This is a genomic window from Streptomyces sp. WMMC940 (assembly GCF_027460265.1).
Classification (GTDB): Bacteria; Actinomycetota; Actinomycetes; order Streptomycetales; family Streptomycetaceae; genus Streptomyces.
The window spans coordinates 815,330-829,778 of the sequence record NZ_JAPZBC010000001.1; the positions used below are offsets into that span (position 1 = coordinate 815,330).

Annotated in this window: 14 protein-coding genes; 11 read left to right on the top strand and 3 right to left on the bottom strand. The window is 72.7% G+C overall.

Features of this window, described 5'->3' with window-relative positions; all coding sequences use genetic code 11:
- Positions 1-192: 192 nt before the first annotated feature.
- Complete coding sequence (locus tag O7595_RS03710; protein WP_443071814.1) at positions 193-1,305, bottom strand: MBL fold metallo-hydrolase; 1,113 nt, start codon at positions 1,303-1,305, stop codon at positions 193-195.
- A 298-nt stretch (positions 1,306-1,603) separates the two neighbouring features.
- On the opposite strand from O7595_RS03710, the gene O7595_RS03715 reads away from it, so the two are divergent.
- The 4 genes from O7595_RS03715 to O7595_RS03730 all read left to right on the top strand — a co-directional run bounded on the left by O7595_RS03715 (position 1,604) and on the right by O7595_RS03730 (position 5,465).
- On the top strand, positions 1,604-2,185 hold the full coding sequence (locus O7595_RS03715) for a carboxymuconolactone decarboxylase family protein (protein ID WP_269727283.1): 582 nt from the start codon (positions 1,604-1,606) through the stop codon (positions 2,183-2,185).
- Between the two features lie 65 nt (positions 2,186-2,250).
- On the top strand, positions 2,251-3,438 hold the full coding sequence (locus O7595_RS03720) for a glutamate dehydrogenase (RefSeq protein WP_269727284.1): 1,188 nt from the start codon (positions 2,251-2,253) through the stop codon (positions 3,436-3,438).
- A gap of 458 nt (positions 3,439-3,896) precedes the next feature.
- Positions 3,897-4,517 carry a TetR/AcrR family transcriptional regulator gene (locus O7595_RS03725; RefSeq protein ID WP_269727285.1) on the top strand — a complete coding sequence of 207 codons (621 nt, stop codon included), beginning with the start codon at positions 3,897-3,899 and terminating at the stop codon, positions 4,515-4,517.
- A gap of 30 nt (positions 4,518-4,547) precedes the next feature.
- The gene (locus tag O7595_RS03730; protein WP_269727286.1) at positions 4,548-5,465 is read left to right on the top strand and encodes a carbohydrate kinase family protein; all 918 of its coding nucleotides are present in this window, start codon (positions 4,548-4,550) and stop codon (positions 5,463-5,465) included.
- On the opposite strand, the gene O7595_RS03735 is transcribed toward O7595_RS03730, so the two are convergent.
- The gene (locus O7595_RS03735; protein WP_269732352.1) at positions 5,456-6,505 is read right to left on the bottom strand and encodes a DUF6745 domain-containing protein; all 1,050 of its coding nucleotides are present in this window, start codon (positions 6,503-6,505) and stop codon (positions 5,456-5,458) included. The two genes, O7595_RS03730 and O7595_RS03735, sit on opposite strands and share 10 nt — an antisense overlap.
- A gap of 121 nt (positions 6,506-6,626) precedes the next feature.
- Between O7595_RS03735 and O7595_RS03740 the strand changes: the two genes are divergently transcribed.
- From O7595_RS03740 to O7595_RS03750, 3 genes are all read left to right on the top strand, one after another.
- The gene (locus O7595_RS03740; RefSeq protein ID WP_269727287.1) at positions 6,627-6,998 is read left to right on the top strand and encodes a transposase; all 372 of its coding nucleotides are present in this window, start codon (positions 6,627-6,629) and stop codon (positions 6,996-6,998) included.
- Between the two features lie 16 nt (positions 6,999-7,014).
- Positions 7,015-7,811 (top strand): IS5 family transposase gene (locus O7595_RS03745; protein ID WP_269727288.1). Its coding sequence is split into 2 segments (ribosomal slippage): positions 7,015-7,350 and positions 7,353-7,811, totalling 795 coding nucleotides; the frame shifts between segments, so codons are not numbered across the junction.
- A complete protein-coding gene (locus O7595_RS03750; RefSeq protein ID WP_269727289.1) occupies positions 7,808-9,187 on the top strand; it encodes a transposase in 1,380 nt (459 codons plus the stop codon). Before O7595_RS03745 ends, O7595_RS03750 begins: the two co-directional genes overlap by 4 nt.
- 122 nt (positions 9,188-9,309) lie before the next feature.
- On the opposite strand, the gene O7595_RS03755 is transcribed toward O7595_RS03750, so the two are convergent.
- Positions 9,310-9,636: a hypothetical protein gene (locus O7595_RS03755; protein ID WP_269727290.1), complete on the bottom strand. Its 327-nt coding sequence runs from the start codon at positions 9,634-9,636 to the stop codon at positions 9,310-9,312.
- Between the two features lie 454 nt (positions 9,637-10,090).
- Here O7595_RS03755 and O7595_RS03760 point away from each other — a divergent pair, with 454 nt between their 5' ends.
- The 4 genes from O7595_RS03760 (at position 10,091) to O7595_RS03775 (ending at position 14,449) form a co-directional block, all read left to right on the top strand.
- Positions 10,091-11,038 (top strand): STM4015 family protein, encoded by a 948-nt coding sequence (locus O7595_RS03760; RefSeq protein WP_269727291.1) that lies wholly within the window; start codon positions 10,091-10,093, stop codon positions 11,036-11,038.
- Entirely contained in the window at positions 11,035-12,201 is a 1,167-nt protein-coding gene (locus O7595_RS03765; RefSeq protein ID WP_269727292.1) for an STM4014 family protein, read from the top strand. The genes O7595_RS03760 and O7595_RS03765 overlap by 4 nt, the downstream gene beginning before the upstream one ends.
- Before the next feature lie 86 nt (positions 12,202-12,287).
- Positions 12,288-13,112: an STM4013/SEN3800 family hydrolase gene (locus O7595_RS03770; protein ID WP_269732353.1), complete on the top strand. Its 825-nt coding sequence runs from the start codon at positions 12,288-12,290 to the stop codon at positions 13,110-13,112.
- Positions 13,109-14,449: an STM4012 family radical SAM protein gene (locus O7595_RS03775; RefSeq protein WP_269727293.1), complete on the top strand. Its 1,341-nt coding sequence runs from the start codon at positions 13,109-13,111 to the stop codon at positions 14,447-14,449. Before O7595_RS03770 ends, O7595_RS03775 begins: the two co-directional genes overlap by 4 nt.

The window sequence follows — 14,449 nt, forward strand, 5'->3', positions numbered from 1 at the left end:
GTGAGTTCGGCGGGCAGGGGCGGGGTCGTCGGTCTCAGGCTCCTGAACGGCCCGGCGGCCCTTCCGACGGACCGTTCCGACTGTTCGGGCCGGACGCATGGTCCGCAGCATCCGGGACTCCGACCCCGACCGCAGCCCGGGTGGAACGCTCCCGCACCCGCACGGCAGCGGCGCGCTCGTCCCAGGCCGCCGTCACCGCTCGCCCGCGAGATCGAGATCGCCGCTGGGCGTCTCGGCCTCGACCCCGGGTCGCCCGGGTCGGCGCCACGGGTGCGCGATCGAGTGGGACACAGCCCGCCACCACGGCTCCTCGGGCAGCTTCCCCGCAGGCTCGAACGGTTCACCGGGCCGCGGGAACGCCACCGCCTGGCCGGCCTCCTCGGCCGCGTCCTTCGTCCACTCCCCCGGCTCGGCCCACGCGTGCAGCGCCAGGTTGAACGTCCCCCAGTGGATCGGCAGCAGAACCCCGCCCGGGCTGCCGCCCTGCAGGTCCAGATGGGCCCGCATGCCCTCGGCCGGGGTCATGTGGATGTCGGGCCAGTACTCGCTGTAGGCACCGATCTGGATCATCGTCGCGTCGAACGGGCCGTGGTCCCGGCCGATGTCCCGGAAGCCGGGGAAGTACCCCGTGTCACCGCTGTGGTAGATCCGGCGACCGGAGGGTCCTTCGACGGCCCAGGACGCCCAGAGCGTGTGCTGCTGGTTGCGCAGCCCGCGGCCGCAGAAGTGGCGGGCCGGGGTGGCGGTCAGCCGCAGGCCGTCCAGCTGCGTCGACTCGTGCCAGTCCAGTTCCCGCAGGCGGCTCTCGGCGACACCCCAGCGCTCCAGGTGCGCCCCCACGCCCAGCGGCACCGCGAAGAGCGTGTCCGTCGAGGTCAGGGCGCGGATCGCGGACAGGTCGAGGTGGTCGTAGTGGTCGTGGGAGATGACGACGACGTCGACCGGGCCGAGCGCGGCCAGCGGCAGCGGCACGGCGTGGAGCCGCTTCGGTCCGGCGAACGCGAACGGCGAGCAGCGCCGGCCCCAGACCGGGTCGAGGAGCACCCGCTTGCCGTCGATCTCGGCGAGCACGCTGGAGTGGCCCATCCAGGTGAGCCGCAGTCCCGAGGCCGGTGGCCTGGCGAGGTCCTCGAGCGTGGTGGGGTGCACGGGTATCGGCGCGGCGGGGCCGCGACGCCTGCGGGCCTCTTTCCGGAAGTAGGTCTTCGCGAACTCGAGTGTCGATCCGGACGGCCTGGTCCGGGCTCCCACGGGGTTCTGGAACACCCCGTCGGCGAAGTGGGGGGAGCGGCGGATGCGCTCCATCCGCTCTCCGGCGGGGTCGGCCCCGAAGGCAACGGGCCGCAGCGATCGCAGCCGGGAGCGCAGCGAGTGCGGGAAACCTGCGCCGGTCACGGGACCTCCTGGGGTCTTCGGTTCGTTCCATTATCGGTGGACGCTCGCCGGACGCCGGGGGCCGCGGAACGGGGCCACCGGCGTCCACGGCAGAGCAAACGTACGAGGCCCGGGAAAAATGCCGGGGCCGCGGCGGACCTGTGTCACATCCGGCACCGCACCGTCCGTCGTACGGGTGAAGCACGGACCGGCGACCGAGGAGCCCACCATGGCCCGCATCTCCCTCTCCCCGCCCCGCACGCTCTTCTACCGCGCGATGGAGTGGTACTCCAGGCGGACGTACGGGAAGGTCCTCGACCCCGCGAGGGCGCTCGGCCACAACCCGAAGGTGCTCCGTTCCGACCTGCGGTTCGAGCTCGCGGTCGCGAAGTGGGACCGGCTGGACGCCGATCTCAAGGCGCTGGCCGTGATGGCGTCGGCCGCCTCCATCGGCTGCAGCTGGTGCATGGACTTCGGGTACTGGGAGAACCGGCGGCGCGGCATGGACGTCCGCAAGGTGCGCGATGTGCCGGTGTGGCGGGAGAGTGACGCGTACACGCCATTGGAGCGGGACGTCATGGAGTACGCGGAGGGCATGTCCGCCACTCCTCCGGTGGTCGCCGACGAGCCGGCCGGGCGGCTGCTGGCGGCCCTGGGCGAGGCCGCGTACGTGGAGCTCACGGCGATGGTCGCGGTGGAGAACCTGCGGTCGCGGATGAACTCCGCGCTCGGCCTCACCAGCCAGGGCTTCAAGGACCACTGCGAGGTGCCGGGGGCGGCCGGGGCGGGAGCTGCGGGTGCGGCGCGTTGACAGGCGGTCGACGGCGTCCGGATACTGACCGACGGTTCAGTTCGCTGTGTTGTCCGGAGGCCTTCGTGTCCGACCCAAGCCCGCTCGTCTCGCTCACCTGGACCGACCACGTCACCGGACGGCGGGGGTACCTCGTGATCGACCGGCTGGTGCGCGGGGTGTGCAGCGGCGGGTTGCGGATGCGCGAGGGCTGCACCCTGGACGAGGTCGCGGGGCTGGCCCGGGGCATGACCATGAAGGAGGCCCTCCACTACGACCCCGAGGGCAGGTACGTCCCGCTCGGCGGCGCGAAGGGCGGCATCGACTGCGCCCCGACGTCCCCGGATGCGTACGGCGTGCTGGTGCGCTACCTGAGGGCGATGCGGCCGTACATCGAGCACATGTGGACCACCGGCGAGGACCTCGGACTCACCCAGGACCTCCTTGACGGGGCCGCCGCCGAGGCCGGGCTGATCTCGACGGTGCAGGCCGTGTATCCGCTGCTCGACGACGAGACGGCGGCGCGCCGGCGACTGGCCGACGCGTTCGCCCTCGATGTCGACGGAATCGGGCTCGACGAGCTGGTCGGCGGCTGCGGGGTCGCCGAGTCCGTGCTCTCGGCCCTGGAACACGCGGGCGCGCCCCACGAAGGAGCCCGGGTCTCGGTGCAGGGCTTCGGCACGATGGGCGGGGCGGCGGCCCGCTTCCTCTCCCGTGCCGGACTGCGGATCGTGGCCGTGGCCGACGTCAAGGGGACGATCGCCCACCCGGGCGGCCTCGACGTGGAAGCACTGCTCACCGCGCGGGACTCCTTCGGAACGGTGGACCGCGCGGCGCTGCGCCCCGGCGACCTCGAACTGCCCGGCGACGCCTGGCTTTCGGCGGACGCGGAGGTCCTGGTGCCCGCGGCGGTCTCGTACGCCGTCGACTCGGCAAACCAGTCCGTGATCCGGGCGCGCTGGATCGCGGAGGCGGCCAACATGCCGGTCCTCCCCGAAGCGGAGGAGCTGCTGCGGGCACGGGGCGTCACCGTGCTGCCGGACGTCGTCGTGAACTCGGGGACGAACGCCTGGTGGTGGTGGACCCTCTTCGGTGACATCGGCGCGGACGCGGACGAGGCGTTCGGCCACACTCGGCGGTCGATGCGGACCCTGGTCGACCGGATGCTCGCACGCGCGGAGGCGGACGGCACGACTCCGCGCGCAGCGGCCCACGCGATCGTGGCCGACCGGCTCCCGCTGATCGCGGAACGCTTCGGCCCGTACGGCCGGTAGCAGGGCTTCCGGGCCATGTCCCCTTGCCCGGCGATCACTTCGTGCGACGGGGCTCCCGGGGGCTCAGGCCGCTGCCGCGGGGCGCCGCTCCCTTCAGCAGGCTCCAGCCTCGTCACAGGCCCCGGCTGCGTTGCGGGCAGGGGCCCCTGAGGGCCGGAGCGCGGGGCCGAGGTGTCGACCGTCGGGGACCGGCGCGCGTGCCGGAATCAGGGTGGACCGGGCGCCGATCAGGGCGGTCAGCCCATCCAGCCGGATCAGCGCCGTCGACAGTGGCGCGTCCTGGTCGGGCGCCGGTGGCGGATGCCGTCACCGGCTCAGGGCCGTGCACCGGCGGCGCCAGGGCGCCCGGCCGTGCGGTGGTCCGGCCGTGCGGTGGTACGGAGGTGTCGCGGCGCCGCTTCGAACGGTCCCGGGAAACCGCCTCCTTCGACGCCGCCCGCAGCGACTAGGGTGAGCGGGTGGCGAGAGTGCGGTTGAGCGTGGCGGAACGGCGGGAGGAACTGCTGCGGGCCGCCGTGGAACAGATCGAGGCACGTGGGGTGGCCGCCGTCCGGATCGCCGATGTCGCCTCCGCACTCGGTGTGAGCAACGCCCTGGTGCTGTACCACTTCTCGTCGAAGGAGCAACTTGTCGCCGCCGCCTTCTCCTACGCGGCGGAGGACGATCTGAGGCATCTGCGCAAGATCCTCGGCCGCCGGACCTCGGCGGTGCGGCGGCTGCGCACCGCCGTCCGCTGGTACGCCCCGACCGGACAGGCCAAGGGGTGGCGGCTGTGGATCGAGGGCTGGGCGGCGGCGCTGCGGGAGCCCGCACTGCGCGATGTGGCGCGCGATCTCGACCGCCAGTGGAAGACGGAGCTCACGGCGGTCATCGCGGAGGGCGCGGCGGCCGGCGAGTTCCAGTGCGCCGATCCGTCGTCGGCGGCCTGGCGACTGACCGCACTGCTCGACGGCCTCGCCGTGCAGATGACGTCGTACGCGGGCTCGTTCAGCCGGGCAGCCATGCTCGAGTGGGCCGAGGAGGCACTCGCCCGGGAACTGGGGCTCGACCGCGAGGCGTTGACCCGGCAGAGTGCTTAGCGCACGGGCAGGCGCGCGGAGAGGAAGACGGTGTCGGCGCAGAGCAAGGAACAGTCCGCCCTCGACGTACTCGTGGTCGGTGGCAGCGGGGTCGACACGGTCGTGCGGGTCGGATCGCTTCCGGTGCCCAGGGCGGACTCCGTCGGGGTACCGCCGATCCGGGAGTGGGCGGGCCACACCGGCGGCAACGTCGCCCTCGGCTGCCGGGCGCTCGGACTCGGTGTGACCTTCCTGGACTTCATCGGCGACGACCTCCCGGGCGGACAGGTGCGGAAGCGGCTGGCCGACGGCGGTGTGGCCTTCGAGCACCTGATCTCCCCCAGCGGAACCCGGCGTGCGGTGAACCTGGTCGACGACACGGGCCGCAGGATGTCGTTCTACGACGCCCGCGACCCGGGTGATCTGCGGATGCCGCGCGATTTCTACCTCCCCCACCTGCGGCGGGCGCGCCACGTCCATCTGTCGATCATGAACTTCGCCCGGTTCCTGTACGACGACATCGCGGAGCTCGGGGTGCCCGTGTCGACCGATCTCCACGACTGGGACGGAGTGGACGACTACCACCGGGAGTTCGCGCTGCGCTCCGACGTGGTGTTCCTGAGCGCCGCCGGGGCCGGCGAGCGGATCGCGTCGGTGATGCGGGAGATCCTGCGCGAGGGCCGCGCGGAGGCGGTCGTGGCCACGGCCGGGGCCGGGGGCTCGTATCTGATGACCCGCGACGGCGGCCGCACGCCCCGGCCCGTACCGGCGACGGTGCCGCCCACACCGGTGGTGGACTCCAACGGCGCGGGCGACGCGTATGTCTCCGGCTTCCTCTACGGCCGGCTGGCGGGCCGCCGGGTGGAGGACTGCGCCCGGCTGGGCGCGGTCGCCGGAGCCCACGCCTGCACGGGGCACGGCAGCTCGGCGCTGATCGGTCGCGAGGCCCTGGTGTCCGCTCAGGTCTGACGCACCGGGGCGTACGCCTCCGCGTCCAGCCCGAAGGTCCAGGCGACTCCCTCCTTCGCGGTCCGGGCCGTGGGCGGCACCCGCAGCCAGTAGGTCTTGTGCGTACCGTCCGGCTCGGGCGTGGAGTTGACCACTTCCACCATCGTGACGTCCTCGTCGTCGGCCAGCGCGATCCGCCACAGCACACCGGTCTCGTCACGGTGCACCGGCCGGGCGTCCGACTCGGTGAGATAGCGTTCGTAGCCGTAGAACTCCAGCATCACCCGGCGCAGTTCGGCGTTCTCCTCGATCCGTATGCGCTCCGGCGTGAGTGAGGCCAGTCCGGCGAGGAACTCGGCCGGGACGGGCATACCGCGCCAGGCGTGGAGGGCGAAGCCGTCCGGGAACGCGAGCGCCGGACCATCGCCCCGGTCGAGCCGGCCGGCCTCGTCGCGGTGCAGTTCCACGGGTCGTTCGCAGATCACCACCGCCTTCTCGAACGGCCACCACCAGCCCGCGTGCTCCGCCACCCGGGCCAGGCCGGCGAGCCGGTCGCTGCGGCCGTCGAACGCGGCGAGCCAGGCCGCGTCGTGCTGGCCCAGGACCGCGTCCAACAGCACCATCCGAACCGCCTTCCGCTCCTCGTCCGCCGCCTCTGTGTGTTCTCCGTCGAGTTGTCCCTCGAGAGCGGCGGCCTCCTCGGCCAGGGCGTCGGCCACCCCCGTCCGTATCCGCTCGGCGAGCGCGCGCGTGGTGTCCCACAGCAACGCGCCGCTCCTCCCCCACAGCTCCGTCCAGCCCGCGGGGCCGAGATCGTCGTGCACCCGGCGGCGCTCCTCGGCCCAGGGCACGGTCCTCACCTCGTCCCGCACGGAGCGCCCCGCATCCGCCAGCGACCGCACCGCCGTCACGGCGGCCTTGGGCGAGTCCACCCACACGAAGCGTGCGGGCGCCGCGAGTCCGGCCGCGCGATAGGCGAGCCGGAGCCCGTCCTCCGCGGCCGCCCGGTCGGCCGGGCCCGTCGCCGCCGCCACGGCCCGCCACTTGTCCATGTACTGCATCCCGAAGTCCCGTCCCCTGATCTTGACTCTGTCGGGGATCTTGGAGTTTCCCGGTGCGGCAGCATGGTCAACGGGCATGCTCGGGTAGTTCTGCCGACCGAAGCAGCTGTCGAGGTGCCCGTTGTCCCTGCGCCCCCGTTCCGGTGAGCACGTTCCGCCTCTGACCGCGCAGATCGCGCGGGCAAGCAACCCGGGCGGCACGACGGCGATATGGGTGCGTGACCGGCTGGACGGGCTGTGGCGCGACGAGGACTTCGTCGACTGGTACCCCAGGGACGGACGGCCGGGTCTCTCGCCCGCTCAGCTGGCCACCGTCTGCGTACTGCAGTTCTTGCTGGGCCTGTCGGACCGGCAGACCGCCGAGGCGGTCCGCTGCCGCATCGACTTCAAGTACGCGATGGCCATGGAACTGGACGATCCAGGCTTCCACCACAGCGTGCTGGCCGACTTCCGCGACCGCCTTAGACGTCGTCTCATTTGGGGTGCTGGGTAGTCTGCACTGTGTGGTGATGGTCGAGCGCATGGTGCCGGACGAGCTGTGGGAACTGTTCCAGCGGGTGGTCCCTCCCGCTCCAACACGGCCGCAGGGCGGCGGCCGACGCCGGTACGGGGATCGTGAGGTACTGGCCGCGATCATCTTCGTGGCCACAACAGGCTGCACTTGGCGGCAGTTGCCGCCGGTCTTCGGCCCGTCGGGGCCGACCGCGCACCGGCGTTTCACCGAGTGGACCGCCGCCCGGGTCTGGGCGAAGCTGCACCGCGTCATACTCGACGAGCTGGGTTCGCGCGGAGAGCTGGACTGGTCGCGTTGCGCGATCGACTCGGTGAACATGCGGGCCCTGAAAGGGGGGACCTGACAGGTCCGAATCCTGTAGACCGGGGCAAGAAGGGCTCGAAGATCCACTTGATCACTGAGCGGACCGGTTTACCCCTCTCCGTCGGGATCTCCGGCGCGAACCTGCACGACAGCCAGGCGCTCGAGCCGCTCGTGTGCGGCATTCCGCCGATCCGCTCCCGTCGCGGCCCGCGCAGACGACGGCCCGCCAAGCTCCACGCGGACAAAGGCTACGACTACGACCACCTGCGCCGATGGCTGCGCAAGCGAGGCATCCGGCACCGCATCGCCCGCAAGGGCATCGAGTCCTCCACCCGGCTGGGCCGGCATCGCTGGACCATCGAGCGCACGATGTCCTGGCTGGGCGGCTGCCGCCGTCTACACCGCCGCTACGAACGCAAGGCCGAACACTTCCTGGCCTTCACCGCCATCGCCTGCAGCCTCATCTGCTACCGCAGACTCACCAAATGAGACGACGTCTTACCGAGGACGACCGTGCCGACCGTCTTCTCGACCTGGCGCTGGCCCGTCTCAAGGAGGCCGGACTGGTGCGCGAGCGCACCACACAGCGCACCGACTCCACCCACGTCCTGGCCGCGGTGCGCGACCTGACCCGCCTGGAGTTGATCACCGAGGCGGTCCGCGCCGCACTCGAAGAGATCGCGGGCATCTCCCCTCACCTGCTGGACGGGCTGGTCGACGAGGACTGGGGGCTGCGCTACGGCCGGCCGGTCCGCCTGGGCAAGAACCCCACCAAGCCCATGACCAGGATCCTTGCCACCGGAAACGACGCCGTCCGGCTCCTGGAACACCTCTACCGGTACGGAGCGGACCGCATGTCCGGTCCCCGCGTTCAGGCCCTGCGGCAGATCATGGTGCAGAACTATCACCGTGATGCTGCTGGGCACCTGCGCTGGCGCACCGCCGAGAAGGAAGGCGGGGCGGGTCTGCCGCCGTCGTCGGGGGCGGTCGTCTCGCCCTACGACACCTCGGCCCGCTATGCACGGCACGGGCACATCATCAGCTGGAAGGGGTTCGCCGCCCATCTGACCGAGACCTGCGCTCCCGACGGCCCCAACGTGATCACGGACGTGGCCACCACCGCGTCCACCACCCACGACAGCCAGGTCCTGCCCGGCATCCACACCCGCCTGGCCCGCCGCGGGCTGCTGCCCGCCGAGCACCTGGTCGACGCCGGCTACACCTCCCTGCCCCACCTCGAACACGCCGCCCGTGAACACCAGGTCACCGTCTCCGGTCCGCTGAAGACCAACCCCACGCACCAGCACCGCCGAGGCGAGGGCTTCGCCCGGGACGACTTCCACATCGACTTCGACCGTCAGCAGGTCACCTGCCCGCAGGGGCAGGTCAGCGCGGGCTGGCACGGCCCCTACCCGACATCCTCGCCCACCGCGGCCCCACTGATCGTGGCACGGTTTACCAAGAGCCAGTGCCGTCCCTGCCCGGCCCGCGCCCAGTGCACCAGCACCGCCGACAGCGCCCGCACCGTGGGCTTTCCCCCGCGTGAGCTCCGTGACCTGCAACTCCGCGTCCGTGCCGAACAGCAGACGCCCGAGTGGAAGGCCCGCTATGCGGTCCGCTCCGGAGTGGAGGGCACGGTCAACGAGTTCGCCCACGGACACGGTATGCGGCGCTGCCGCTACCGAGGACAGAGCAAAGCCCACGTCCAGCACGTGCTGACGGCCATCGCCGTCAACATCGAGCGCCTCGGCGGGCTGTCACCGGCTGAGGAAGCCCTCGCACCCCGCCGACCAACGGCCTTCCAGAACTACCTCGACCAGAGGCAGCTACCCCGGCCGAAATCCTGGCGCACCCTGGGAACCTGACCTCGACAACTCCAAGATCCCCGACAGAGTCAAGCTGATTCCCTGTTCCGTATGTCGCCGTCGCGCCGCGCCCTGCATCGCGCGCCCGCCGGTCCTGCCCCGTCGCGGACCGTTCCCGGAGGTCAGTCCGCGACGATCCGCACCGCGCCCGGGATGTACTCCCGCTGGCGCACCACCCGGTACCAGCCCTTGGGCAGGGGTATCGGGGCGTGCTCCTCGTGCACCACCCGGCCACCCTCGGGGAGATGGAGGAGCATCGGCCCCACCGAGCCCGCGTCGCGGAAGAGCCGCCCCGGCCCCGTGACCGCGTGGGCGTGACCCGTGACCTCACCGAGCGCCAGCACCAGGCGCCCGCGGCGGTCCCTCGGTTCCCCCTGTGCGTCCTCGGCACGGGCGGGGACGGCGTCCTCCGCGACGGGCACGATCAGCACATCTCCCTGCCGGTACATGGCTCTCCCCTCGACCGTCGGCGCCTGGTGCGCCGGGCTGCGATCGAAGTTAGAGGGAGGGTCTGACAGTGAAGGCGCGTCAGTGGACCGTCACCGTCAGGGCGGCCGCGCCGGCACCGGGCGCGGCCGTCGGCGGGGCGCAGCTCGGCGAGCCGGGGCGGCGGTGAACGCGCGGCCGCCCAGGCTGCGATGCGGGAACATCGGCCTCCGGGCGCCGGGGAGTCCGACGCCGGCGGCCCGCCGAAGCCGGGGGCCGGGGGCACGCACGGACGGGGCGAGCGCGGACGGGTCCGGCGGGCCCCGCAGGGGCCGTGGGGGCCGCTCGGTCCCGGACGGTCCGCCGCGGGCCGTCCGCGGATGTAGTGGGCGCCCCGCGGAGGGCCCTGTCAGTGGCGCTTGGTAGAACTGCTCGCACATCAGCCGATCATCGCCGTCCGCTGTCTGGAGCATCGTCATGACCATTGGGGTCCATCTGCAGGAGCTGCACGGCCTGCCCGCGTTCGACTTCCCCGACACCGAGGCCGGCGAACTGCCGGACCCCGCCTCCGTCGCCTGGCGGATCGGTGTGGAGGCGTACGAGAGCGAGGAGTCGTGGGAGGACGCCTTCGCGCGGTTCACCGCCGCCGTGGACACCTCGAAGGTCCGGGCCCTGATCGTGGGCGCCTGGAGCGATGTGTACGACAGCGGCCCCGACGAGGTGTTCTCCGCCCTGCTCGCGGCCCGCGACCGGCTGCCGGAGCTGCGCGCCCTGTTCGTCGGCGACATCACCTTCGAGGAGTGCGAGATCTCCTGGATCAACCAGGGCGACGTCACCCCGCTGCTCGACGGCTTCCCGGAACTGGAGGAGTTCGGGGTGCGGGGCGGCATGGGACTGGGGTTCGGCGCGGCCCGGCACGAGCGCCTGCGCAGGCTGGTCATCGAGAGCGGCGGCCTGCCGGTGGAGGTGGTGCGGGGCGTGGCCGCCTGCGAGCTCCCCTCCCTGGAGAACCTGGACCTCTGGCTCGGCACCTCCGGTTACGGCGGGGACGCCGAACTCTCCGATCTGGAGCCGTTCCTCGCCGGCACCCGGCTTCCGGAACTCCGGTGTCTCGCGCTGCGCAACAGCGAGATCCAGGACGAGATCGCCGCGGCCCTCGCGGCGGCCCCCGTCGTCGCCCGGCTGGAGGTCCTGGACCTGTCGATGGGCACCCTGGGCGACCAGGGCGCGGCGGCGCTGCTCGAAGGCCAGCCCCTCACCCACCTCAGGAAGCTCGATCTGCACCACCACTTCGTCAGCGAGCCGATGGCCGAACGCATACGCGGCTCGCTGGAGCCCTCCGGAGTGAGCGTCGACCTCGACGACGTGCAGGAGCCCTGGGACGACGACGAGGACAACGGCCGGTTCACCGCGGTGGCCGAGTGAGACCGGCGGCGTCGCGACGCTTCGCCGTCGTCGGCGTCCCGGACAACCGCCGCGTCGCGCTCTTCCAGCGGGCCCTGCGCGCGGCGGGGGTGCCCGAGGCACGTGTGGTGCCCTGGCTGGACGTCCTGCGGGGCCGGGCCGGTTTCGCCGCAGGGGAGACGGTGCGGATCGACTCGCCCGGTGAGGACCCGGGGGTGGACCGGCTGCTGCGCGGGGTCGAGGACCCGACCAGGGTCGAGGGCACCGGCCGCTGGTACGCCCGCTTCACTGAGGCCGTACGGGAGGTGGCGGAGTCCGTGCGCACGGCGGGCGCCACCCTGCTCGACGACCCGGCCGAGCTGGCAGTGCTGTTCGACAAACGGCTGTGCCACGAGCGGCTCACGACGGCCGGCGTGGCGGTGCCGCCGTCGCCCACCTCGGGCGCCGGGGCGCCCGTTGTCCGCGGCTGGGACGACGTACGCGCCGTGCTCGCCGAGCCGGGGTACCACCGCGCGTTCGTGAAGCTCGCCCACGGATCCTCGGCGTCCGGTGTCCTGGCCGTGGAGGTCGCCGGCGGCGGCCGTGTCCGGGCGACGACGTCGGTGGAGCGGACGCCGGACGGAAGGCTGTTCAACTCGCTCAGGCTGCGCCGCTACACCGCCGAGCCGGAGATCGCCGCCATCGTCGACGCCCTCGCGCCCGACGGTCTGCACCTCGAACGCTGGCTGCCGAAGGCCGTCCAGCACGGAAGGGCCGCCGATCTGCGGGTCGTGGTGGTCGCAGGGCGGGCCACGCACGCCGTCGTACGGACGAGCCGTTCCCCGCTGACCAATCTCCATCTGGGCGGTCTGCGAGGCGACCTGGCCGAGGCCAGGGCCTCCGTGCGGGCCGCCGGCCGCAGTTGGCGCGACGACGTGCTGGGGCTGTGCGAGCGGACGGCGGGCCGCTTCCCCGGGACCCTGTGCGTCGGAGTCGACCTGCTGCCTGCCACGGGTTGGCGCCGGTTCGCCGTCGGCGAGGTCAACGCCTTCGGCGACCTCCTGCCCGGGCTCACGGGACTGCCGGGCAGCGGCAGCGAGGGCCTCGACACCTATGCGGCGCAGGTCGCCGCAGCCGTACATCCGCACCACGAGGAAGCACCATGCACCCAGCCCCTCCCGGCCGGACCGGTCCGGCCGGCATGACACAGCCCACCCGCAGGGCGGGCGTGACCGGCGTTGCGGAGCCGACCGGCTCCCCGGACCACGCCGCCGGCTCACCCCCGGCGGACATGCGGTCGGTCGTCGGCACGGACGATCTGCTGCTCGTCACCCTCGACACGCTGCGCTTCGACGTCGCCGAGGATCTGGCGGCCGCCGGTCGCATCCCGCACCTGGCGCGCCGTCTGCCGGGCGGCCGCTGGGAGCGGCGGCACGCCCCGGGCAGCTTCACCTGGGCCTCGCACCAGGCGATCTTCGCCGGTTTCCTGCCGACGCCCGCAGCGCCCGGCCCCCACCCCCGGCTGTTCGCCGCGCGGTTCGCGGGCAGTGAGACGACCGCCGACGGCACGTTCGTGTACGACACGCCCGACCTGGTCTCCGGGCTCGCGGGCGCCGGGTACCGGACGGTGTGCATCGGCGGTGTCGGCTTCTTCAACCGGCAGGGCCCGCTCGGCACGGTGCTGCCGGGGATGTTCCAGGAGAGCCACTGGGAGCCGGAGTTCGGAGTGGCCTCCCCCACCTCCTTCGAGTCGCAGGTCGCCAGGGCCGAGGAGGTCGTCGCCGCGCTCCCCGCGGACCAGCGGCTGTTCCTCTTCGTCAACGTCTCGGCCCTGCACCAGCCCAACTGGTTCCATCTGCCGGGTGCGGCACGGGAGGCGGGCGACTCGCGCGAGACCCATGCCGCGGCGCTGGAGTACGTGGACCGGCACATCGGCCGGCTCTTCGCCGCGGCGAGCAGCCGGCGGCGCTGCTTCGCGATCGTCTGCTCCGACCACGGCACGGCGTACGGCGACGACGGTTACACCGGCCACCGGCTGGGTCACGAGGTCGTGTGGACGGTGCCGTACGCGCAGTTCTTCCTGCCCGGGCCGGACGGCTCGGAGGGCGCCCGGTGAGCGGCGCGGCACACGGGATCCGCCCGTACCGGAGCTATGTCTACGCGTATCCGCACAAGACGTCGTACCGTCCGCTGCCGGAGCGGCCCGCACTGCGCGAGCTGTGGGCCGGGGAGGACAAGAGCGCGCTCTCCCTGTACCTGCACATCCCGTTCTGCGAGGTCCGCTGCGGTTTCTGCAATCTCTTCACCCGGATCGGGGCCCCCGACGAGCTGACGGCGCGCTATCTCGACGCGCTGGAGCGCCAGGCACTGGCCGTGCGTGAGGCACTGGGCGACGCCGACGCGGTCCGGTTCGCGGCCGCCGCGTTCGGCGGCGGCACTCCGACCTTCCTCACCGCCCGGGAACTGGAGCGGCTCTGCGACATCGCGGAGAAGCGGACGGGCGCGGATCTGCGCGCCGTACCGCTGTCGGTGGAGACGTCCCCGGCCACCGCGACCGCCGACCGCCTCGCCGTGCTCGCCGAGCGCGGCACGACCCGGCTGAGCATCGGCGTCCAGAGCTTCGTGGACGAGGAGGCGCGGGCCGCCGTCCGCCCGCAGCGGCGCGCCGACGTCGAGGCTGCGCTCGGCCGCATCCGGGACACCGGCGTCCCCGTCCTCAACATCGATCTGATCTACGGCATCGAGGGTCAGACGGAGGCGACCTGGCGGCGCTCGCTCGACGCGGCGCTCGCCTGGCGCCCCGAGGAGCTGTATCTGTATCCCCTCTACGTCCGCCCGCTGACGGCGCTCGGCCGGCAGGGCGAGACCGGCGGGGACGCCGCCTGGGACGAGCAGCGGCTGCGGCTCTACCGGGAGGGCCTGGACCACCTGCTGGCGCACGGCTACGAGCAGGTGTCGATGCGGATGTTCCGCCGCCGCGGGCAGGGCACCGTGCCGCGCGGCCCGGACGACCACGCCTGCCAGACCGACGGCATGATCGGCCTCGGCTGCGGGGCCCGCTCGTACACCTCCGGACTGCACTACTCCTTCGACTACGCCGTCGACATGCGCCGGATACGAACGATCATCGACGACTACACGGAGACGGCGGACTTCACCCGCGCCGAGGTCGGCCGGCGGATCGACGACGGCGAGGCGCGGCGCCGCCATCTGCTGCAGTCGCTGCTGCAGGCGCAGGGCATGGAGGTGAGCGGGTACCGGGACCGATTCGGCAGCGCGCCGGCCGAGGACTTCCCCGTCGAGCTGGCGGCGTTCGCCGGGCGCGGCTGGCTGGAGGAGATCGGCGGGCTGCTGCGGCTCACTCCGGAAGGGCTGGCGTACTCGGACGCGCTGGGCCCCGAGCTGTTCTCGCCCGCCGTGCGGGATGCGATGGCCGTGTACGAGCCGAAGTGA

Bases quoted from the DNA above. Each gene is read 5' to 3' on its own strand.
- O7595_RS03715 (WP_269727283.1), top strand. From the start codon at position 1,604: ATGGCCCGCATCTCCCTCTCCCCGCCCCGCACGCTCTTCTACCGCGCG.
- O7595_RS03770 (WP_269732353.1), top strand. From the start codon at position 12,288: ATGCGGTCGGTCGTCGGCACGGACGATCTGCTGCTCGTCACCCTCGAC.
- O7595_RS03735 (WP_269732352.1), bottom strand. From the start codon at position 6,505: ATGCAGTACATGGACAAGTGGCGGGCCGTGGCGGCGGCGACGGGCCCG.
- O7595_RS03710 (WP_443071814.1), bottom strand. From the start codon at position 1,305: ATGGAGCGCATCCGCCGCTCCCCCCACTTCGCCGACGGGGTGTTCCAG.
- O7595_RS03755 (WP_269727290.1), bottom strand. From the start codon at position 9,636: ATGTACCGGCAGGGAGATGTGCTGATCGTGCCCGTCGCGGAGGACGCC.
- O7595_RS03760 (WP_269727291.1), top strand. From the start codon at position 10,091: ATGACCATTGGGGTCCATCTGCAGGAGCTGCACGGCCTGCCCGCGTTC.
- O7595_RS03750 (WP_269727289.1), top strand. From the start codon at position 7,808: ATGAGACGACGTCTTACCGAGGACGACCGTGCCGACCGTCTTCTCGAC.